Origin of the sequence: Mycoplasma yeatsii GM274B (genome assembly GCF_000875755.1) — a bacterium.
Lineage (GTDB): Bacteria > Bacillota_I > Bacilli_A > Mycoplasmatales > Mycoplasmataceae > Mycoplasma > Mycoplasma yeatsii.
The window spans coordinates 774951-795804 of the sequence record NZ_CP007520.1 but is presented as its reverse complement, the minus strand read 5'-3'; the positions used below and the strand labels follow the sequence as shown (position 1 = coordinate 795804).

Annotated in this window: 36 protein-coding genes; all 36 read left to right on the top strand. The window is 29.7% G+C overall.

Annotated features, from left to right (window positions below; all coding sequences use genetic code 4):
* The first annotated feature begins 80 nt into the window (after positions 1-80).
* The 36 genes from rpsJ to MYE_RS03340 all read left to right on the top strand — a co-directional run bounded on the left by rpsJ (position 81) and on the right by MYE_RS03340 (position 20845).
* On the top strand, positions 81-389 hold the full coding sequence (gene rpsJ / locus MYE_RS03510) for a 30S ribosomal protein S10 (RefSeq protein ID WP_042733529.1): 309 nt from the start codon (positions 81-83) through the stop codon (positions 387-389).
* Between the two features lie 79 nt (positions 390-468).
* The gene (rplC, locus tag MYE_RS03505) at positions 469-1155 is read left to right on the top strand and encodes a 50S ribosomal protein L3 (protein WP_004429015.1); all 687 of its coding nucleotides are present in this window, start codon (positions 469-471) and stop codon (positions 1153-1155) included.
* A 15-nt stretch (positions 1156-1170) separates the two neighbouring features.
* Positions 1171-1797, top strand: coding sequence for a 50S ribosomal protein L4 (gene rplD / locus MYE_RS03500; protein ID WP_042733528.1), 627 nt, complete (start codon positions 1171-1173; stop codon positions 1795-1797).
* Positions 1797-2087 (top strand): 50S ribosomal protein L23, encoded by a 291-nt coding sequence (gene rplW, locus MYE_RS03495; protein ID WP_004429019.1) that lies wholly within the window; start codon positions 1797-1799, stop codon positions 2085-2087. The genes rplD and rplW overlap by 1 nt, the downstream gene beginning before the upstream one ends.
* A 64-nt stretch (positions 2088-2151) precedes the next feature.
* Positions 2152-2994 carry a 50S ribosomal protein L2 gene (rplB, locus tag MYE_RS03490; RefSeq protein WP_004429021.1) on the top strand — a complete coding sequence of 281 codons (843 nt, stop codon included), beginning with the start codon at positions 2152-2154 and terminating at the stop codon, positions 2992-2994.
* Positions 2995-3015: 21 nt separating this feature from the next.
* Positions 3016-3288 carry a 30S ribosomal protein S19 gene (gene rpsS, locus MYE_RS03485; RefSeq protein ID WP_004429024.1) on the top strand — a complete coding sequence of 91 codons (273 nt, stop codon included), beginning with the start codon at positions 3016-3018 and terminating at the stop codon, positions 3286-3288.
* Positions 3289-3309: 21 nt separating this feature from the next.
* On the top strand, positions 3310-3645 hold the full coding sequence (gene rplV, locus MYE_RS03480; RefSeq protein ID WP_004429026.1) for a 50S ribosomal protein L22: 336 nt from the start codon (positions 3310-3312) through the stop codon (positions 3643-3645).
* 16 nt (positions 3646-3661) lie between these two features.
* Positions 3662-4369, top strand: a complete 708-nt coding sequence (gene rpsC, locus MYE_RS03475) for a 30S ribosomal protein S3 (RefSeq protein WP_004429027.1) — start codon at positions 3662-3664, stop codon at positions 4367-4369.
* Positions 4370-4371: 2 nt separating this feature from the next.
* Entirely contained in the window at positions 4372-4785 is a 414-nt protein-coding gene (gene rplP / locus MYE_RS03470; protein WP_004429029.1) for a 50S ribosomal protein L16, read from the top strand.
* On the top strand, positions 4785-5273 hold the full coding sequence (gene rpmC, locus MYE_RS03465; RefSeq protein ID WP_004429031.1) for a 50S ribosomal protein L29: 489 nt from the start codon (positions 4785-4787) through the stop codon (positions 5271-5273). Before rplP ends, rpmC begins: the two co-directional genes overlap by 1 nt.
* Complete coding sequence (gene rpsQ, locus MYE_RS03460; RefSeq protein WP_004429033.1) at positions 5260-5517, top strand: 30S ribosomal protein S17; 258 nt, start codon at positions 5260-5262, stop codon at positions 5515-5517. Before rpmC ends, rpsQ begins: the two co-directional genes overlap by 14 nt.
* A gap of 16 nt (positions 5518-5533) precedes the next feature.
* Positions 5534-5902 carry a 50S ribosomal protein L14 gene (gene rplN / locus MYE_RS03455; protein ID WP_004429034.1) on the top strand — a complete coding sequence of 123 codons (369 nt, stop codon included), beginning with the start codon at positions 5534-5536 and terminating at the stop codon, positions 5900-5902.
* A 13-nt stretch (positions 5903-5915) separates the two neighbouring features.
* Complete coding sequence (gene rplX, locus MYE_RS03450; RefSeq protein WP_004429035.1) at positions 5916-6242, top strand: 50S ribosomal protein L24; 327 nt, start codon at positions 5916-5918, stop codon at positions 6240-6242.
* A gap of 21 nt (positions 6243-6263) precedes the next feature.
* Positions 6264-6806 carry a 50S ribosomal protein L5 gene (gene rplE / locus MYE_RS03445; RefSeq protein ID WP_042733527.1) on the top strand — a complete coding sequence of 181 codons (543 nt, stop codon included), beginning with the start codon at positions 6264-6266 and terminating at the stop codon, positions 6804-6806.
* Positions 6807-6825: 19 nt separating this feature from the next.
* Positions 6826-7011: a type Z 30S ribosomal protein S14 gene (locus MYE_RS03440; protein WP_004429037.1), complete on the top strand. Its 186-nt coding sequence runs from the start codon at positions 6826-6828 to the stop codon at positions 7009-7011.
* 25 nt (positions 7012-7036) lie between these two features.
* On the top strand, positions 7037-7426 hold the full coding sequence (gene rpsH / locus MYE_RS03435; RefSeq protein WP_042733526.1) for a 30S ribosomal protein S8: 390 nt from the start codon (positions 7037-7039) through the stop codon (positions 7424-7426).
* 16 nt (positions 7427-7442) lie between these two features.
* Entirely contained in the window at positions 7443-7985 is a 543-nt protein-coding gene (gene rplF / locus MYE_RS03430) for a 50S ribosomal protein L6 (RefSeq protein ID WP_042733525.1), read from the top strand.
* A 24-nt stretch (positions 7986-8009) separates the two neighbouring features.
* Complete coding sequence (gene rplR, locus MYE_RS03425) at positions 8010-8360, top strand: 50S ribosomal protein L18 (protein ID WP_004429040.1); 351 nt, start codon at positions 8010-8012, stop codon at positions 8358-8360.
* 18 nt (positions 8361-8378) lie between these two features.
* Complete coding sequence (gene rpsE, locus MYE_RS04420) at positions 8379-9071, top strand: 30S ribosomal protein S5 (protein WP_004429043.1); 693 nt, start codon at positions 8379-8381, stop codon at positions 9069-9071.
* 19 nt (positions 9072-9090) lie between these two features.
* On the top strand, positions 9091-9528 hold the full coding sequence (gene rplO / locus MYE_RS03415; RefSeq protein WP_004429053.1) for a 50S ribosomal protein L15: 438 nt from the start codon (positions 9091-9093) through the stop codon (positions 9526-9528).
* A gap of 2 nt (positions 9529-9530) precedes the next feature.
* Positions 9531-10988: a preprotein translocase subunit SecY gene (secY, locus tag MYE_RS03410; protein ID WP_042733524.1), complete on the top strand. Its 1458-nt coding sequence runs from the start codon at positions 9531-9533 to the stop codon at positions 10986-10988.
* Between the two features lie 77 nt (positions 10989-11065).
* Complete coding sequence (cdd, locus tag MYE_RS03405; RefSeq protein ID WP_004429057.1) at positions 11066-11470, top strand: cytidine deaminase; 405 nt, start codon at positions 11066-11068, stop codon at positions 11468-11470.
* A gap of 102 nt (positions 11471-11572) precedes the next feature.
* Complete coding sequence (locus MYE_RS03400; RefSeq protein WP_042733523.1) at positions 11573-12211, top strand: adenylate kinase; 639 nt, start codon at positions 11573-11575, stop codon at positions 12209-12211.
* A gap of 1 nt (position 12212) precedes the next feature.
* Entirely contained in the window at positions 12213-12962 is a 750-nt protein-coding gene (gene map, locus MYE_RS03395; protein ID WP_042733522.1) for a type I methionyl aminopeptidase, read from the top strand.
* A 13-nt stretch (positions 12963-12975) separates the two neighbouring features.
* Entirely contained in the window at positions 12976-13200 is a 225-nt protein-coding gene (gene infA, locus MYE_RS03390) for a translation initiation factor IF-1 (RefSeq protein ID WP_004429060.1), read from the top strand.
* A gap of 86 nt (positions 13201-13286) precedes the next feature.
* Entirely contained in the window at positions 13287-13400 is a 114-nt protein-coding gene (rpmJ, locus tag MYE_RS04145; protein ID WP_004429078.1) for a 50S ribosomal protein L36, read from the top strand.
* 34 nt (positions 13401-13434) lie between these two features.
* The gene (gene rpsM / locus MYE_RS03385; RefSeq protein ID WP_004429080.1) at positions 13435-13800 is read left to right on the top strand and encodes a 30S ribosomal protein S13; all 366 of its coding nucleotides are present in this window, start codon (positions 13435-13437) and stop codon (positions 13798-13800) included.
* Between the two features lie 24 nt (positions 13801-13824).
* Complete coding sequence (gene rpsK / locus MYE_RS03380) at positions 13825-14214, top strand: 30S ribosomal protein S11 (protein ID WP_004429083.1); 390 nt, start codon at positions 13825-13827, stop codon at positions 14212-14214.
* A gap of 4 nt (positions 14215-14218) precedes the next feature.
* Complete coding sequence (locus tag MYE_RS03375; RefSeq protein WP_042733521.1) at positions 14219-15169, top strand: DNA-directed RNA polymerase subunit alpha; 951 nt, start codon at positions 14219-14221, stop codon at positions 15167-15169.
* A gap of 23 nt (positions 15170-15192) precedes the next feature.
* Positions 15193-15552, top strand: a complete 360-nt coding sequence (gene rplQ / locus MYE_RS03370; protein ID WP_004429085.1) for a 50S ribosomal protein L17 — start codon at positions 15193-15195, stop codon at positions 15550-15552.
* A gap of 91 nt (positions 15553-15643) precedes the next feature.
* The gene (locus MYE_RS03365) at positions 15644-15862 is read left to right on the top strand and encodes a DUF2188 domain-containing protein (protein ID WP_042733520.1); all 219 of its coding nucleotides are present in this window, start codon (positions 15644-15646) and stop codon (positions 15860-15862) included.
* Positions 15863-16028: 166 nt separating this feature from the next.
* A complete protein-coding gene (locus MYE_RS03360) occupies positions 16029-17246 on the top strand; it encodes an energy-coupling factor transporter ATPase (RefSeq protein ID WP_042733519.1) in 1218 nt (405 codons plus the stop codon).
* A complete protein-coding gene (locus tag MYE_RS03355) occupies positions 17234-18154 on the top strand; it encodes an energy-coupling factor transporter ATPase (RefSeq protein ID WP_042733518.1) in 921 nt (306 codons plus the stop codon). Before MYE_RS03360 ends, MYE_RS03355 begins: the two co-directional genes overlap by 13 nt.
* 5 nt (positions 18155-18159) lie before the next feature.
* Entirely contained in the window at positions 18160-19158 is a 999-nt protein-coding gene (locus MYE_RS03350; RefSeq protein ID WP_042733517.1) for an energy-coupling factor transporter transmembrane component T family protein, read from the top strand.
* A 1-nt stretch (position 19159) separates the two neighbouring features.
* Positions 19160-19909: a tRNA pseudouridine synthase A gene (locus tag MYE_RS03345; RefSeq protein ID WP_042733516.1), complete on the top strand. Its 750-nt coding sequence runs from the start codon at positions 19160-19162 to the stop codon at positions 19907-19909.
* A 219-nt stretch (positions 19910-20128) separates the two neighbouring features.
* Positions 20129-20845 (top strand): hypothetical protein, encoded by a 717-nt coding sequence (locus MYE_RS03340; protein WP_042733515.1) that lies wholly within the window; start codon positions 20129-20131, stop codon positions 20843-20845.
* Positions 20846-20854: the final 9 nt, after the last annotated feature.

The following is a 20854-nucleotide window of genomic DNA, read 5'->3' as shown; positions in this document are numbered from 1 at the left end:
AAATTGCATGTATATTTTGTGTGCTCTATTACAACACACTGGTAAGTGTTGTTGATAAAATGATAAAACAGGAGGTTAGCATGGCAGAACAAAAAATGAGAATTAAATTAAAAGGCTATGATCACGCTATTGTTGATCAAAGCATCGCTAAAATAATTCAAGCCGCTGAAGGTACTGGTGCTAAAGTTCGTGGACCAATCCCATTACCAACAGAAAAACAAATTATTACTATTTTAAGATCTGTTCACGTTTACAAATACTCAAGAGAACAATTTGAAATGAGAACACACAAAAGATTATTAGAAATTTTAAACCCAACACCAGCTACAATGGATGTTCTAAAAAGAGTTCAATTACCTAGCGGTGTAGATATTGAAATTAAATTATAATAATCTTCTTAAATTCATTAGAAAATACAAAATATAAAATTTGCCCGAATATACATGATTATCAATTAGGAGGAAAACAATGAAAGGAATCTTAGGACGTAAATTGGAAATGACTCAAGTATTTACTGAAGCAGGACAATTAGTACCAGTTACAGTAGTTGAGGTTCAACCAAACACAGTTTTACAAGTTAAAACACAAGAAACTGACGGATATACAGCTGTTCAATTAGGAACTGTTGATAAAAGAGTTAACTTAGTAAATAAACCTGAATTAGGACACTTCAAAAAATCTAATTCAGCTCCTAAGCGCTTCGTAAAAGAAATCAGAAACATGACTGGATATGAACTAGGTCAAGTTATTAACGCTAGTGATGTATTCGTTTCTGGTGAATACGTTGATGTTACAGGAATTACTAAAGGTAAAGGATTTGCTGGAGGAATTAAAAGACATAATTACTCACGTGGACCAATGGCACACGGATCAGGATACCACCGTGGAATAGGTTCAATGGGAGCAATCATTAACCGTATCTTTAAATCTAAAAAAATGGCAGGTCACATGGGACATGCAAAAAGAACTATCCAAAACTTAGAAATCATTGCAATTGATTCAGCAAACAACTTAATGTTAATTAAAGGATCAATTCCAGGACCTAAAAAAGGATTTGTTCAAATTAAACAAAATGTTAAAGGACTACAAAGCAAACAAGCAGCAGAATTATTAAATAGAAACGCAAAAGTTGAAGCAGAATCAACTGAAGCTTAATTAGAGAGGTAACAGATGAAAATACAAGTTTTAAATATTAAAGGTAATGAAGTTAAAGAAATTACTTTAAATGATAACGTATGAGGAATCGAACCTCACCAACAAGCTATTTATGACACTGTTGTTGCTCAACAAGCTGCTTTAAGACAAGGAACTAGAAAAGTTAAAACCCGTGCTGAAGTTTCTGGAGGGGGACGTAAACCTTGAAAACAAAAAGGTACTGGACGTGCTCGTCAAGGATCTATTAGAGCACCTCAATGAAGAGGTGGGGGAGTTGTCTTTGGTCCAACACCTGATATTAATTACACAAAAAGTGTTAACAAAAAAGTTAGAGCTTTAGCATTTAGATCAGCATTATCATTAAAAGCTAAAGAAAACAATCTTGTAATCGTTGACAAATTTGAATTTGCAAAACCATCTACAAAAGGTATGGTTGAAGTAATGAAAGATTTAAAAATTGATGATCAAAAAACACTAATCGTTACTAAAGAAAAAGATGAGTTAGTATTAAAATCAGCAAACAACATTAGTAAAGTTAAAACATTAGCTGCTAACCAATTAAATGTGTTTGACTTACTAAATGCAACTAAATTATTAATTACAGAAGAAGCTGTTTTAGCAGTTGAGGGGGTATACGCATAATGCATTTAACAGAAGTTATTAAAAAACCTGTGTTAACAGAAAAGTCATACCTAGGACATCAAAATGGTGTGTATACATTCTTAGTAGATAAAAAAGCTAACAAAGTTCAAATTAAAAAAACTTTTGAAGAAATCTTTGAAGTTAAAGTTGCATCAGTTAGAACTATGAACTATGACGGAAAAGAAAAAAGAGTGGGAAGATTTGTTGGAAAAACAAATTCATTTAAAAAAGCAATCATCACTTTAAAAGCTGGTGAACAATTAGAAGTCTTAAATGACTTAGCAGAATAAGCGACTTATAGATAGATCTACCCGGATAAATTATTGTAAGCGCATTAAATAGAAAGGGAAAAACATGGCAATTAAGAAATATAAATCAACAACTAATGGTCGTAGAAATATGACTACAATTGATTATTCAAAAATTCTTACAACAGATACACCTGAAAAATCATTAGTTGTTTCAAAAAGTTCTAAAGCCGGAAGAAATAACCGCGGTTTAATTACTACTCGCCATAAAGGTGGAGGGCACAAACAAAAATACCGTGTTATTGATTTCAAAAGAAATAAAAGAGATGTTGTTGGAACAATAGCATCAATCGAATACGATCCAAACAGAAATGCATTCATCTGTTTAGTAAACTACTTAGACGGAGAAAAACGTTACGTATTATTTGCTAAAGGAATGCAAGTAGGAATGAAAATCGTTGCATCAGAAAATGCTGACATCAAAGTTGGTAATGCTGCACCATTAAAAAACATTCCTGAAGGTACTTTAATTCACAACGTTGAATTAAAACCAGGAAAAGGTGGACAAATGGCAAGAAGTGCTGGTTCATCAGTTCAAATCTTAGGTAAAGATGATGACGGTAAATATGTAACTTTACGTTTATCATCTGGAGAAGTTAGAAAAGTTTTAGCTGAATGTTACGCAACAATCGGTGAAGTTGGAAACGAAGAATACAATTTAGTTAACTGAGGAAAAGCAGGACGTAACCGTTGAAGAGGAATTCGTCCAACTGTTCGTGGATCTGTAATGAACCCTAACGACCACCCACACGGAGGGGGAGAAGGACGTACTCCAATTGGACGTAAATCTCCAGTAACTCCATGAGGAAAACCTGCATTAGGAGTAAAAACAAGAAACACAAGAAAAGCTTCAGAAAAACTAATTGTAAGAAGACGTAATAAAAAATAATAGAAAGGGAGAATAAATAATATGGCAAGATCATTGAAAAAAGGACCATTCGTTGATGAAAGCTTATTCAAAAAAGCTGAATCAGCTAAAGATGGAGAAGTAATCAAAACTTGATCACGTAGATCAACTATTTTCCCTGAATTCATCGGTAAAACATTCGGTGTTTATAACGGAAAAGAATTTATCCCAGTTTATGTTACTGAAGATATGGTTGGAAACAAATTAGGTGAATTTTCTCCAACTCGTAAATTCGGTGGACATGGTGACGATAAGAAAAAAGGTAAGAAAAAATAATAGGAAGGGATAAGAATTAATATGGAAGCAAAAGCAAAATTATCTATGATTCGTATCTCTCCTAGAAAAGTTAGATTAGTAGCAGATACAATCAGAAACAAACCTGTAGCAAATGCAATCGCAATTCTACAAAACACAAACAAAGATGCAGTTGAACCTGTATTAAAATTATTAAACTCAGCTATCGCTAATGCTGTTAACAACAACGGTATGGATGCTGACAAATTATTCGTTAAAACAATCTTTGTTAACGAAGGACCAACATTAAAACGTTTTAGACCAAGAGCTCACGGTAGAGCATATGAAATTCTAAAAAGAACTAGCCACATCGTAATCGTGGTAAGTGACGAAAGATAGAAAGGACAAGTAGAAAATGGGACAAAAAGTATCACCAAATGTTTTACGTTTAGGAATTGTTAGAGATTGAGAAAACAGATGATATGCTGAAAAAACTCAATACGTTAAATGATTAGATCAAGATATTAAAATTCGTAACGCTGTATTCAAATTATTAAAAGATGCTGCTGTATCAAAAATTGATATCGAAAGAACTACTAAAGATTTAACTTTAATCATTAAAACTGCTCGTCCAGCTATCGTTTTAGGTCAAGAAGGTAAAAATGTTGAAAATATTGCTTTAACTGTTAAAAAAACAGTTAAAAACAGAAACTTAAAAGTTAATGTTAAAGTTGTTGAAATTTCAAACCCTGATGCTGATGCAACTTTAGTTGCTAGATGAATTGGAGAACAAATCACAAACCGTGCTTCATTCAGAACAGTTCAAAAATTAGCAATTAGAAAAGCATTAAAAGCAGGAGTTAAAGGAATTAAAACTGCTGTAAGTGGACGTTTAGGTGGAGTTGAAATGGCTCGTACTGAAGGTTACTTAGAAGGTTCAGTTCCTCTATCAACTTTAAGAGCTAATGTTGATTATGCTTTATATGAAGCTCCAACTACTTATGGACAAATCGGAGTTAAAGTTTGAATCAACCACGGTGAAGTTTTAGGAAACATGAAAAATTCTAATAAATCTTCATCAGTTATGGAAAAACCAAAAGCTAACAAAGGAGGAAAAAGATAATTATGTTAATGCCAAAAAGAACTAAATATCGTAAACCTCACAGAGTTAGTTATGAAGGAAAAGCTAAAGGAGCTAAAGAAATCAACTTTGGTGAATTTGGATTAATGGCTTTAGATGGTGCTTGAATTGACAACCACCAAATCGAAGCAGCACGTATTGCTATGACTCGTTACATGAGACGTGATGGAAAAATTTGAATGAGAATTTTCCCACACATGTCAATGTCTAAAAAACCTGCAGAAGTACGTATGGGATCAGGAAAAGGGAACCCAGAAAAATGAGTAGCAGTTGTTAAAAAAGGAACAGTTATGTTCGAAATTGCTCAAGTTAGTGAAGAAGTAGCAAGAGAAGCTTTAAGATTAGCTGCTCACAAACTTCCAATTCGTTGTAAATTTGTTAAAAGAGGTGAAAATTAATGGCTAAATCAAAAATGACAGATATTAGAAACTTATCAGTTGATGAATTAATCAAAGCTGGTGAATCTAAAAGAGCTGAATTATTTGCTTTAAAATTCCAAGCAGCAGTTGGAAGTTTAGAACAAACTCACCGTATTAAAGAAATTAAAAAAGAAATTGCAAGAATTGAATTAACTTTAGCTGAAAGACGTTTAAGCGGAGAAAACACTAACAAAGTAATCAAAGCTGATTACAACGCAGCAGTTGCTGAAGCTGAAAAAGCAGGAAAAGAAGTTAGAGCAAAACAAAGAAAAATGATCGAAGAACAATACAATCAACAATTTGGAACTGAAGTAGAAGAAAACGACATGCAACAAGCTATGGCTGAAGCAATGGCTGCAGGTCAAGAGGAAAAAGCTGAAGTTAAAGCTGAAGAAAAAAAAGAAGCAAAAAAACCAAGTCCTAGAAAAAAAGTAACAAAGGAGAACAAAGACGATGCAAAGAAATAGTAGAAGAACATTAATCGGTAAAGTTGTTTCTGACAAAATGGACAAAACTATTACTGTGTTAGTTGAAACTTACAAAAACCACCCAATCTACAAAAAACGTGTTAAATATTCTAAAAAATATAAAGCACACGATGAACAACAAATCGCTCAAATGGGTGATAAAGTTGAAATCATGGAAACACGTCCTTTATCAAAAACTAAAAACTTTAGATTAGTTAAAGTTATTGAAAAAGCAACTTTATAATAGGAGATAAAATTATATGATTCAAACATTATCTAAATTAAAAGTAGCAGATAACTCAGGTGCTAAAGAAGTTCGTGTTATTCGTAACTTAGGTGGTTCAGTTAGAAAATTCTCAGGTATTGGTGACATTATTGTTTGTTCAGTTATTTCTGCAGCTCCAGGTGCAGTTGTTAAAAAAGGTCAAGTTGTTAAAGCTGTTATTGTTAGAACTACTCGTGAATTAAGAAGAGAAGATGGAACATACATCAAATTTTCTGAAAACGCAGCAGTATTAGTAAAAGATGATAAATCACCACGTGGAACTCGTATTTTCGGTCCAATCGCACGTGAAATTAAAGAAGCAGGATTTGCAAAAATCGCATCTCTAGCTCCAGAAGTATTATAGGAGGAACCAGCAAATGGCAAAATCAAAAATCTTAAAAGGTGACGTGGTTAAAGTAATCGCTGGTTCACATAAAGGTGAATTAGGACCAATCATCTCATTATCAAAAGATAAACAATGAGTATCAGTTCAAGGAATTAACGTTAAAAAACACGTTAAACCTTCAAACCAAGATACTGAAGGTGGAATTAAAGAAATTCCAGCAAAAATCCATATTTCAAACGTAGCATTACAAGATCCAAAAAACAAAGAAGCTACTACAAGAGTTGGATTTGAAATTACTGATGGTAAAAAAATTCGTGTTGCTAAAAAATCAAAAACACAAATCAAAAGCGCTAGATAATTAGAAGGGAATAGATAAGTTATGAAATCAAGATTAGAAATCAAATACAAAGAACAAATCGTTCCTGAATTATTTAAAGAATTAAACTACAAATCAGTAATGCAAGTACCAAAAATCGAAAAAATCGTTATAAATATGGGAATCGGAGATGCTACAACTGATACTAAAAAATTAGATGCAGCAGTATCTGAATTAGAAAAATTATCTGGTCAAAAACCATTAATTACAAAAGCTAAAAAATCATTAGCGGTATTCAAATTAAGAGAAGGAATGCCAATTGGAACTAAAGTTACTTTAAGAGGTAAAAAAATGTATGATTTCTTAGATAGATTAATCAACGTTGCTTTACCACGTGTTCGTGACTTTAGAGGTGTGTCAAAAACTTCATTTGATGGATTTGGAAATTATACAACAGGTATTAAAGAACAAATCATCTTCCCAGAAATTGATTATGATAAAGTTCAAAGATTACGTGGTATGGATATCACAATTGTAACTTCTGCTAAAACTAATAAAGAAGCATTCGTATTATTAGAAAAAATGGGAATGCCATTCGAAAAATAATAAAGGGAGAACTGTATAGATGGCTAAAAAATCATTAAAAGTAAAACAACAAAAACATCAAAAATTTGCTGTTAGAAATTACACACGTTGTAATAACTGTGGTAGACCACACGCTGTGCTTAAAAAATTTGGAATTTGCCGTGTTTGCTTTAGAAAATTTGCTTATGAAGGACAAATTCCTGGTATTAGAAAAGCTTCATGATAGAAATTAAGAAAGGAATCAATTAGATATGACTACAGATGTTATTGCAGATATGTTAACTCGAATTAGAAATGCTAACCAAAGATACTTAAAAACTGTAAGTGTTCCATCAAGCAAAGTAAAATTAGAGATAGCAAAAATTTTAAAAGAAGAAGGATTCATTTCAAACTTCACTGTTGAAGGTGATGTTAAAAAAACTATCACTATCGAATTAAAATACCAAGGAAAAACTAGAGTAATTCAAGGATTAAAGAAAATTTCAAAACCTGGTTTAAGAGTTTATGCACAAGCTAACGAAATCCCACAAGTATTAAACGGATTAGGTATCTCAATCGTTTCAACATCACAAGGAATTATGACTGGTAAAAAAGCTCGCCTAGCAAACGCTGGTGGAGAAGTATTAGCATTTATTTGATAATAAGGAGATAGAAAATATGTCACGTATAGGAAACAGAATATTAGCTATCCCTAGTGGAGTTGAAATTACAGTATCAGCAGATAATACAGTTACAGTTAAAGGATCAAAAGGAACATTATCAAAACAATTTTCACCATTAATCTCAATCGAAGTAGCTGATAATCAAGTAGCTACAAAAAGAGCAAATGAACAAAAACACACAAAACAATTACATGGAACAACTAACTCATTACTTTCAGGAATGATCACTGGAGTTAATGAAGGGTTCAAAAAAGAATTAATAATTACTGGGGTTGGGTATAAAGCTGCAGTTAACGGACAAAAATTAAACTTAAGCTTAGGATACTCACATCCAATTGAATACATCATTCCAGAAGGTGTAACTATTCAAGCTGTTAAACCAACTGAATTAGTTATTACTGGAATCGATAAACAATTAGTTGGAGAAGTTGCAGCAAACATTAGAGCATATAGAAAACCTGAACCATACAAAGGAAAAGGAATTAAATACAAAAACGAAATTATTATTAGAAAAGAAGGGAAAGCAGCTGGTAAATAGAACCAGAGCTTAAGGTTATAGGACATGAAATTTACTAAATCAGAAGCAAGAAAACGTAGACACTTTAGAGTAAGACAAAAAGTTAGCGGAACAGCTGCAAGACCAAGATTAAACGTATTTAAATCAAACACAAACTTTTATGCTCAAATAATTGATGATACTAAAGGAGTTACATTAGTATCAGCTTCAACTTTAAAAATGGACTTAAAAAACAAAGCAAATAAAGAAGCAGCTCAAATGGTTGCTCAAGAAATTGCTAAAAAGGCTTTAGCTGCAAATATCAATGAAGTAGTATTCGACCGTGGTGGATACTTATACCATGGTAAAGTAAAAGCTTTTGCTGAAGCAGCAAGAGAAGCGGGATTAAAATTCTAAGAAAGGGTGGAAGAAAAAATGACAGCAGAAATGAACGCAGTAGAATTAAACGAAACTAACGTTAATGTTGAAAAAGCTTCTACTCAAAAACCAGAAAACAAAAAATTTGATAGAAAAGCTAAGTCAAATAATAAACCAGTTAGAACTGTAAAAGACGATTTCGAAGAAAAAGTAGTAACAATTAGACGTGTTACTAAAGTTACAAAAGGTGGACGTCACTTCCGTTTCGCAGCAGTTGTTGTTGTAGGAAACAAAAAAGGTCTAGTTGGAATGGGAACAGGAAAAGCTAACGAAGTTCCTGAAGCAATTAAAAAAGCAATTAAAGAAGCTAAGAAAAACTTAATAGCTGTTTCATTAAGAAATGGAACAGTTCCACATGAAGTTTTAGGTACTTTTGGAGCTGGTAAAATTTTAATTAAACCAGCTAAAGTTGGTACTGGAGTTATTGCCGGAGGACCAGCACGTGCAGTTATTGAATTAGCAGGTATTTCAGACGTTTATGCTAAATCATTAGGAAGCAACAACCCAATCAACATGATTAGAGCTACAATGCAAGGATTACAATCAATGCAAACTTTAAAAAGAGTTCAAGAATTAAGATATGGTAAAGTTGCTAAAGAAGCTAATCAAGAAGTTGCAGAAAAAAAAGCAGTTAAATCATCAGCTAAAAAAGCTTCAGCTAAAAAAGCAGTAGAAGAAACAGTTGAATAATAGAAAGGAGCCGTAAATTATGAAATTAAATGAATTAAAATACACTCCAGGTAGCAAAAAAGAAGCTACTAGAGTAGGTAGAGGTATGGCTTCTGGAAAAGGTAAAACTGCTACTAGAGGTCACAAAGGACAAAACTCACGTTCAGGTGGTGGAGTTCGTCCAGGATTCGAAGGGGGACAAACACCATTATTTAGAAGATTACCTAAAATTGGGTTCACTTCTCCTAACCAAAAAGAATACGTAATTTTAAATCTAAGCGATTTAGAAGCGTTAAACTTATCAGCAATTAATCATGAAACTTTAATTGATGCTAAAATCATCAAAAACAACAAAACTTTAGTTAAAATATTAGGTAAAGGATCATTAACTAAAAAAGTTGATGTTAAAGTTAATAAAGTTTCAAAATCAGCACAAGCTGAAATTGAAAAACTTGGAGGAAAAGTAGAGGTGATGTAATTATGGCAAAAAAAACTGTTAAGGATAAAACTAATCAAAACAGAAATTTTGCTTTAAGATCACTCAACAAAAAAAACGATTTTGTAAAGACAAATTTCTTCATTAAAAACAAGGATTTGGTTTATAGAATCGTTTTTACATTATTAGCACTTTTAGTAATAAGAATTGGAGTATACATCACTGTTCCGGGGGTTAAATTAAATTCTAACTTTGCTAGTGAAACTGCAAAAATCCAATTCTTCCAATTACTTTCTACTCTAGGAGGAGGAAGTATTGGTAAATTCTCAATTCTTTCATTAGGGGTTTCACCTTATATTACAGCATCAATTATTGTTCAATTACTTTCAACTGATGTAATTCCTGTTTTAACTAGATGAAATAAATCAGGAGAAAGAGGAAGAAAAAAACTTGATAAGTTAACAAAAATTATTATGATACCGTTTGCAATTATGCAAGCTGAAGCAACAATTTTTACACTATCAAGTCGTGGTGATTTAATAATACCTGGTTGAGACGATCCAAATGCTTTAGCTAGTGCGGCATTTTACTACGTATTAGTTCCGCTAATTATGTTAGCAGGTTCATTCTTAATGTTATGAATATCTGATCAAATTACAATTAAAGGAATTGGAAATGGTATTTCTATAGTTATTTTCTTAGGAATTGTAGTATCAATGCCTTCTAACTTAATAGCAACATACAACTTCTGAATTTCAGATACAGGAGAAGAAGCTAATATATTCTTCTCAGGATTCTTAAACTTCTTAATTTATATTGGAGTGTTCTTCTTAGTTATTTTTTCAGTTGTATTAATGAATGAAGCCGAAAGAAAAATTCCTATCCAACAAACAGGATCAGGGTTAACTGATTCTCAAGAGCACACACCATACTTACCACTAAAAATAAATAACGCAGGAGTTATTCCGGTAATCTTTGCATCAGCAATTATCTCAACTCCAGTTACTATTTCTCAAATTATAGAAGTGGTTAATCCAGACAGTGGTTTTGTTCACTTTACTAAAAATTATTTAGGATTTGATACTTGATACGGTATATCAATATTTGGTGTATTAATTATATTATTCACATTCTTATATTCTCAAGTGCAAATAAACCCTGAAAAAATATCTGAAAACTTCCAAAAATCAGGAACATTTATTCCGGGAATAAAACCAGGAAACGATACAATAAAATATCTATCATCAACAATTAATAGATTGTCTGTTGTGGGATCGATTTTCTTAGCAATAATTTCTATTCTTCCTTATGTTATTTCAAAATTAACTAATCTGCCTTCTAACTTAGCGATTGGTGGTACAGGATTAATTATTTGTATATCAGTAGCAATTCAAACTACTCAACAATTAAAAGGAAGACTTATTGAACAAAATTTCATTGAAAAGAAAAAAGAAAAATTTACTGAAGAATCATCTTCAGGTCAAACTTCTCACATTTGATAAAAGGCTTATATGCCTTTTTTTATTGCTTAATTTCTATAATTATAATAATATTAATATACTTAGATTTAGGAGTAGTTATGCAATTAGACAAAGAAATTATTTTCAAAGAATTAAAACAATTAGCTACTAGAGCTTATTGTCCATATTCAAACTTTAGAGTTTCATGTATAGTTTATTTAAAAAACGGTGAAAAAATACTTGGTGTTAATGTTGAAAATGCAGCATACAATCCATGTATTTGTGCTGAAAGATGTGCGCTACCACAAGTATATGCACAAGGTTATGGTAAAGATGATGTTGAATTACTAGCACTTTACACTGATAGTAAATCATTCGGTTCACCTTGTGGAACTTGTCGTCAAACAATGTCTGAACTTTTAAATGCAGATCAAAAAACTTATATGTTTAATCAAAATGGTTTTATTGGTGAATATTTAGTTAGCGATTTCTTACCTCATGCTTTTAGTGATAAGAATCTTTAATTTAAATTTATCAACTATGTATTAATAGGTTGAAACTAAGTAAACTTATTGTTTTTAGTATTATAAAATTAATTTAATAGTAATTAAGAAAGAGGAAATGTCATGAATATTATGTTATTAGGAGCTCCAGGATCAGGAAAAGGAACTCAAGCTGAAAAATTAGTTAATCAACTTGGTTTTATTCAAGTATCAACTGGAGATTTAATGAGAAAAGAAATTGCTGATAATTCAAAATTAGGTCAAGAGTGTGCTACATATATGAATGCTGGTAAATATGTACCAGATAGTATTGTTAATGCTATTGTTGAAGAATTTTTAAAAAAATCAAATGATAAATTAATTTTTGATGGTTATCCAAGAACTTTAGATCAAGCTAAAGCATTAGATGAAATGCTAACAAAATTAAACAAAAAAATTGATGTTGTATTTTATATCGATGTTAATGAAGAACTTTTAATTAAAAGAATTAGTGGAAGATTAGTATGTCCACAATGTAAAGCAAGCTTTAACACTATTTTTAGAAAACCTAAAGTAGATAATGTTTGTGATTTTGATAACACAACTTTAGTAAGACGTGCAGATGATGAACCTGAAAAAGTTAAAGTAAGATTAGAAACTTACTCAAGTCAAACTCTACCATTGATTAGTTATTATAAAAATGCAAGTAAATTTGTTGAAATACAATCTGATGACTTATCAGCTGATCAAGTATTTGATGCTATTAAAGGAGAATTAAAATAGAATGGTAACTATTAAAACACCAGAACAAATTCAAAAAATTAGAACAGCTTGTAAAGTTCTAGCACAAGGTTTAGATATGTTAAAAAAAATGATTAAACCTGGAATAAATTGTTTAGATTTAGATAAAGCTTTTGAAGAATTTATAATTTCTAAAGGATGTAAATCAAATTTTAAAGGATATCATGGTTTTCCTAAAACAATTTGTATTTCAATCAACGATCAACTAGTTCACGGGATTCCTCAAGATAGAATTTTACAAGACGGAGATATTGTAAGTATTGATGCAGGATGTACTTTTGAAGGTTGACATGCAGATAGTGCATTTACTATGCTTTGTGGAATTGCAAAAGATAAAAAAAATGATATACTTATATCGGTCACTGAAAAATCACTAGAACTTGCCATAGAGCAAGTCAAACCAGGAACTAGACTTGGAACTATAGGTTACACTATTCAAAAATATGTTGAATCATATGGTTTTAGTCTTCCTAGAGATTACACAGGTCATGGAATAGGTCAATCATTGCACGAAGACCCTTTTATTCCTAACGTTGGTGTAGAAAATACTGGAATGAGATTACAAGCAGGAATGGTTATTTGTATTGAGCCAATGGTTCAAATTGGAACTCATAAAACTAAAACTGCTGCAGATAATTGAACGGTATATTCAGCTGATCACAGTATGGCAGCACATTTCGAGCATACAATACTTGTAACTGAAGACGGTTGTGAAGTATTAACAAAATTATAAGGAGGTATAACCAATGGCTAAAGAAACTGAAATGGAATTTGAAGGTACTGTTGTTGAAGTACTTCCTAACGCTCAATTTAGAGTGCAATTAGAAAATGGAATAGTTATTAATGCCCACGTGTCAGGTAAAATCCGCATGCACTACATCCGCATTTTACCTGGAGATAAAGTAACTATTGTAATATCACCATACGATATGACACGTGGAAGAATTACTTATAGAAAAATTGCAAAGTAATTAGTTTTATAGGCAATATTATTTGAAAATCAGTGAAAACTGATTTATTGTCTTTATTTAATATATAAAAATACGGAGGTTTAAAGATGAAAGTTAGATCATCAGTCAAACAAATTTGCGATAAATGTCGTGTAATTAGACGTAAAGGCCGCGTAATGATTATTTGTGTAACACCAAAACACAAACAAAGACAAGGTTAATAGTTTAATTAATTTTTAGAAAGGATACGTTAATATGGCTCGTATTAGTGGAGTAGAAATCCCAAATGATAAAAGAGTTGTTATTTCATTAACATACATTTACGGAATCGGATTATCAACATCTCAAAATGTTTTAAAAGCATTAAACATTTCTGAAGATATCCGTGTTAAAGATTTAACAGAAGAACAAATGAAAAATATCTCTGCAGAAATCTCAAAATACAAAACTGAAGGAGAATTACGTAGAGAAGTATCATTAAACATCAAACGTTTAATGGAAATTGGAAGTTACAGAGGTTTAAGACACCGTAAAGGATTACCTGTTAGAGGACAATCATCAAAAACTAACGCAAGAACAGTAAAAGGTCCAAGAAAAACTGTAGCTAATAAGAAAAAATAATAGGTAGAAAGAAGGAAAGTTAAAATGGCAAATCCAAAACCACAAGGTAAAAAAAGAATTAAGAAAAATATTCCTAAAGGTATTGCTCACATTCATTCTACTTTTAACAATACCATTGTTACTATTAGTGATGAAAAAGGAAATGTTCTTTCTTGATCAAGTGCTGGAGCATTAGGATTTAAAGGTTCTAAAAAATCTACACCTTATGCAGCTCAATTAATTTCTGAAGCTGCTGCTAAAGGTGCTATGGATAACGGAGTTAAATCTGTTGCAGTTGAAGTTAAAGGTCCAGGACCAGGACGTGATGCAGCTGTTAGAGCATTACAAATGGCAGGATTAGATATTAATTCAATCAAAGATACAACACCAATACCACACAACGGAGTGCGTCCAAGAAAACGCCCAAGAGGTTAATAATATGAAAAGATTTATGAGACCAGAATTCACTCTTCTAAAAGAAGGGCAAGATAAAAATTACGGAAAATTCAGTGTATCACCTTTAGAAAGAGGATTTGGTACAACTTTAGGTAATGCTATTAGAAGAACTTTATTAGCAGCAACCCCAGGAGCTAGTGTTTACGCAATTAGAATTGCTGGTGCTGCTCATGAATTCACATCAATTCCAGGAATAGTTGAAAACGTTACAAGAATCATCTTAAACATTAAACAATTAGTTTTAAAAATTGATTCAGAAATGTACAAAGATGAAGAAAATGTTGAAATTAAAATCAAAACTAACGTTGAAGGAGAAGTTTATGCTTCTGATCTTGAAGTTCCTGCAGGTGTAGAAATTTTAAGTAAAGATTTATTAATAGCGACTGTTAGTGAAGGTGGAGTTTTAGATTTAGTATTATATGCTAAAAACTCACGTGGATACAAATCATTCAAAGATAACAAAAACGAAAGAAATATTGAGCCAGGAATGATAACAATTGATTCAAATTACTCACCAATTGTTAAAGTTGCTTATGCTGTTGATTCTACAAAAATTGGTAAATCAATTGATTTAGAACAATTAGAATTAGAAGTTGAAACTGACGGTTCAATTACAGCGGTTGAAGCTGTAAGTATTGCAGCTAAAGTTTTAGTTGCTCACTTAGAGTTCTTTGTTAACTTAAATCATGAAATTAGTGATGTTGAAATTATCGGTTTAGAAAACGATGAAGAAAAAGAACTAGATAAAACTATTGAAGAGTTAGACTTAACTCAAAGAAGTTTAAACTGCTTAAAACGTGCAGGAATCGATACTTTAAGAGAATTAATTTCTAAAAATGAAGATGAAATTGGATCAATCAGAAACCTAGGTCGTAAATCATTAAAAGAAATTAAAGAAAAAGTTGCTCAATTAAGATTAACTTTTAAACAATAATAATTAATTAATAGGAGGTAAACATGTCATACATTCAAAAACGTGGTCAAAACACAGCATGAAGAACTAGCTTAATGCGTAATTTAACAACTGAATTAATCGTTAATGAAAGTTTAGAAATTACTGAAACTAGAGCAAAAGAATTAAGAAGACATTTTGACAAAATGATCACTTTAGCAAAACGTGGTGATTTACACGCAAGACGTCAAGCTGCTAGTTGATTAAGAGATACTCAAGCTAACAAAAAAGAAACAGCATTACAAAAATTATTTAATGAATTAGCAAAAAAATACGAAAAAAGAAATGGTGGATACACTAGAATTCTTAAATTAGATAACCGTAAAGGTGATAATGCACCTATGGTTATTATCGAATTAGTCTAGTCTCAAATAAATAAGGTTTTTAGAAAACCTTATTTTTTTATTTCTATATAATATATTTAAAATAGTAATAAAGTAAAGAGAGATGGGAATTATGGCAGACAAATTAGCTACAGTATATCACGTAACACCATATGAAGGAAAATGACAAGTTAAAGGTGTTGGAAACTCAAGACCAAGTAAACTATTTGATACTCAAAAAGAAGCTATTGCTTATGCTAATGAACTAACCAAAAAACGTTCTGGTTCTGTAATTATTCATAGACCAAGCGGTAGAGTAAGAGATAGTATTAGTAATAAAAATAAGAAATAGTTTAAGCTAAAAATTAAAAGTATCAACTGATACTTTTTTATTATAAATTTGATATTTTTTTAAACTTGTTAGAAATATTTTCTGATTGTGTTTTATGTTTAATTTTTAATATGTTTAATTTATAATTAATATAAACATGTCTAAAAATAGAATTGAGGTTTTTTGGATGGAAAATAAAAAATTGTTTGATGAATTTGACGCTAGCAAAATTACTGAAAAGAACTTAAATGACTTTAAAATTTCAATAAACAAACTATATGTAAAATTGTCTGAATTAAGTCACAAATACATTAATTTAATAAGACAAAATGAAATTGACAAAAACGAAAAAAAAGTTTTAAAAGAAAAGATTAAAAAAATAAAAGTTGAAATCCGTGAATTAGCCTCAACTAAAAGTTTTAAAGATAATCTAAAAAAATCTGAAAATCTATTAAAGCAAATTAAAAAATCAAACAACCAAGAAGATATTAAAAGAGCTAAAAAAGAATATGAACACGCACAATATATGTACAACGAATTTAAAGATGCTATTAATGAACAAGGGCGTGGAATTAAATTAAAAAAAGAAAACAATATAGCTGTAGAAATTAAGAATTTATCATTTAGATATGGTGCTAATTTCCCAAAAGCTGTTGATGATGTTAGCTTTACAATTAATGAAGGTGAATATGTAACTATTATTGGTCACAACGGTAGTGGAAAATCTACTTTATCTAAAATTTTAATTGGTGTTTTAACAGCTAAAGAAGGAGAAATTAAAATATTTGGAAATAAAGTTACTGATAGTAACATTGAACAAATTAGAAAATTCTTAGGTATTGTTTTCCAAAATCCTGATAACCAATTTATTGGTTCAACAGTTGAAGCTGATATCGCTTTTGGTTTAGAAAATAAAAGAGTTGATCCAACTAAAATGCCTGAGATCATTTTAGAATCTGCTAAAAAAGTTGGAATGGAACATGCATTAAAAAAAGAACCACTAAACTTAAGTGGTGGACAAAAACAACGTGTTGCAATTGCTTCAACTTTAGCTTTAGATCCTGATATTATGATTTTTGATGAAGCAACAAGTATGTTGGATCCAAAAGGAAAACGTGAAATTAAAGAAATTATGGTTCAGTTAAGGGGAACTAAAACTATTATTTCAATTACTCATGATATGGATGAAATTTTAAATGCTGATAAAGTTGTTGTTCTAGATCATGGTAAGTTAGTTAAAATTGGTAAACCACTAGAAATAGTTGGAGATAAAGATTTTTTAAGAAGTATTCAATTAGACATTCCTTTTGTAGCTTTAGTAAGAGAAGAGTTAGAGAAAAAAGGATTAGTTGTTCCTAATACTCAAAATATGGACGAGTTGGTGAAAGAAATATGTGAAGTTTAAAAAAGAAAAAAGTAGATGAACAAAATTTTGATTTTAGTAAAGATATTGTTTTAGAAAATGTTTCTTACACTTATGCAAAAGGAACACCATTCGAACATAAAGCTTTAGAAAATACAAATTTAACATTCAAAAAAAACAAAATAACTTGTGTTATAGGAACAACAGGTAGTGGAAAATCTACTATGATTCAGTTAACTAATGGATTAATTGTTACTGAAACTGGACAAACATTAGTTGGAGATTATCCAATTCCTGCAAAAATTAAAAAAATTAAAGAAGTTAAAAAATTAAGAAAAGAAATAGGTTTAGTTTTCCAATTCCCTGAATATCAATTATTCCAAGAAACAGTTAAAAAAGATATCGCTTTTGGTCCTGTTCATTTAGGTGAAAACAAAGAAGAAGTTTATAAAAGAATTCCTGACTTATTAAAATTAGTTGAACTACCAACTGAATATGCTGAACGTTCACCTTTTGAATTATCAGGAGGACAAAAACGACGTGTTGCTGTTGCTGGGATTGTAGCAATGGATGGAAGCACATTAGTTTTAGATGAACCTACTGGAGGATTAGATCCAAAAGGTGAAGAAGACTTCATGAATTTATTTGAAAGATTAAATAAAGAATTCAATAAACGTATTATTATGGTTACTCATAACATGGATCACGTTTTAAGAATTGCAGATGAAGTAATTGTTATGCATAACGGAAAAGTTATTGACATTGGAACACCTTTTGAAATCTTTTCAAATATAGAACTTTTAAAGAAAATCGAAATTGACCCACCAAAACTTTACCAATTAATGTACAAGTTAAAAGATAAAAAAATTAACTTACTAAATAAAGAAATTAGAACAATTGAAGATTTCGCTATTGAATTAGCTAAATTGAAAAAAGTAGAAGGGAAGTAGATAATATGAGGATATCATTTGGTAGATATATTCCAAAAAATTCTTTGATTCACAAAATGGATCCAAGACTTAAAATGTTTATGGTTATCTTTTTAATCGTATCTATTTTCTTTCCAATTAAATTTACTGGTTATTTAATCATTGGAGTAGGAATTTTAACTTTATTTTTCTTATCAAAACTAAATTTAAATTTACTAGTTAGATTATTAGTTCCTGTATCGTTTATTTTTACAATTATTTTAATTATGAATTTCTTTTTCATTCATCCATCGCAAAGTGATATTAGTAAAATAACTGATTACTATAACGATAACAAAAACAATTTACCATCAGGGTTTCTTTGATTTGTAACTTCAACTTTTAGAAGCGGAAGATTATCAGCAGAAGGTGTTGCTAGTGCAGGGTTAAAAGTTGATCCTATCGGTTTCTTCTTTAACTGAAAAATATTCTGATTTAGTGAAAAAGCTTTATATAGTGCAATTGTTATGGCGTTTAGAATTTATTTAATGATTACATTAACTTGTGTTTTAACAGGAACTACTCCTTCATTACAATTAACACTAGCGATTGAAGATTTATTATCACCTTTAAAAATTATTAAATTACCAGTTTATATTTTATCTATGATTATCTCTATTGCACTACGTATGATTCCTACTTTAATTGATGAAGCAGGAAGAATTATGAAAGCCCAATCTAGTCGTGGTATTGATATTAAAAATGGTAAGTTTAAAGATAAAGTAAAAAGTTTAACATCATTAATCATTCCTTTATTAGTTTCATCATTCCAAAAAGCTGAAGATTTAGCTTATGCAATGGATGCTAGAGGTTATGATCCAAATGCAAGAAGAACTAGATTTATTCAATTTAAATTAAACTGAATTGATATTGCAATTTTTACAATAGGTATAGCGTTTGCAACATTTATGATAGTTTATGCATCTAGTCCTGTAGTATTTGCAAATTGACACATTGCTCATATTGATTCATTAATAGGGCGTTAATATGTACGGAATTTTATTAACTTTATGTTATGATGGATCTAATTATCATGGTTGAATTCATCAAAACAATGCTGTTGCTATTCAAGATGTATTAGAAAGTGCAGTAAAAAGAGTTACAAAAAATAAAAATTTCAAAACAATTGGAACAAGTAAAACTGACTCTGGAGTACATGCTTTAGATCAAAAAGTTTTACTTGTTATTCATTTTAAACCTATATTAGAAGTTTTTATTAAAGCTTTAAATAAAGCATTACCTAGTGATGTTCAAATACTTGATGCTAGTTTTGTTGATGTTTCATTTAATTTAAGAGAAGTAAAACAAAAAACTTATAGTTATTATATAAATGATTCTGAATTTGATATATTCAAACAAAGATTTGAATATTATTGAAAACATGATCAAATTGATATTAATAAGCTACAACAAATATTTGATTTATTTGTAGGTGAACATGAGTTTAAATTATTTTCAGGATTAAAAGATGACGAACTAGAAAACATAAATACTAAAAGAACAATTGAATCAATAAAAGTTTTTAGAAATAAAGAAAATAGAGTTCAAATTCAATTTAAAGCATACGGTTTTATTAGATATCAAATTAGAATGATTGTAGCTAATGCTTTAAATTGTTATTTAAATAAAAAAGTAACAATTGAACAAATAAAAGAAATGCTAAAAGGAAATGGTAATAAAAATCCTTTTATAGCAGAAGCAAAAGGTTTAGTGTTAGAAAAAATCCAATTTAATTAATAAATATATTAGAATAAAAGTGTAGTGATAAATATAAATTTAAAACAATGTCACTTTTAGATTGATATATTTATAAATTGGTCAACTTTTGCATATACCAAGAAGGAAGTTGAAAAGTCTATATTTAATTAATCACTTTCACTACACAATCGTGCTAATAAACAGCACGATTTTTGTTATTTGATATAATTAATCTATTAATTACTAGGAGGTAAAACAATGAAAAATAAAGATAATTTTATAAACATTCTTTGTTTTATTTTCCTATTGACTTTTACTTCTTTTTTAAAGCCTTTTTTAGGTTTTTATAATTTCAGTTTATTTGAAAATATTATATTTGTTTTTATCTATATTATTTTAAGTATAACTATATTCACCAGAACTATTAAATTAATTAAATCATTAAATTTTAAACTAGATAAAAAAACTATTTTTAAAGAAATTAGACAACATACATTAAATATAAACTTATTAAAAATTATTAGTGTTTTTATAATTTTAGCTATTAGTATTTTTCAAATTATAGATTCAGCTAAAGTATTTAAATTAGTTAATCTTTTTTACTATAACAAAATAACACTACCTTTTAATATTAAAAATGAGTTTGCAAGAAATTTATTAATATTACAAATATCATTAAACTCTATTTTACTAGCTATTATGCTATTATTTTTAGTTTCTATTTTCATATTAGTTAAAACTAGAAAAGTGATTGTTAAGTATGAAAAAAATTTATTTATCAATTTAGATTTTATTAAAATTAAAAAACAAATAGATGATGAAACTGAAGAAACTAGTTTAGATGATGTTAAGATATCAGATAATTTTAAAATTAAAGCTAATTTAGATATATTCTTATTAAAAATTAGTTATTTTAAATATCTAGAATTAAAACAAGTTAAAAAACAAACAACGCCACCTCTAATTTCTTTCTAATTTAAAATA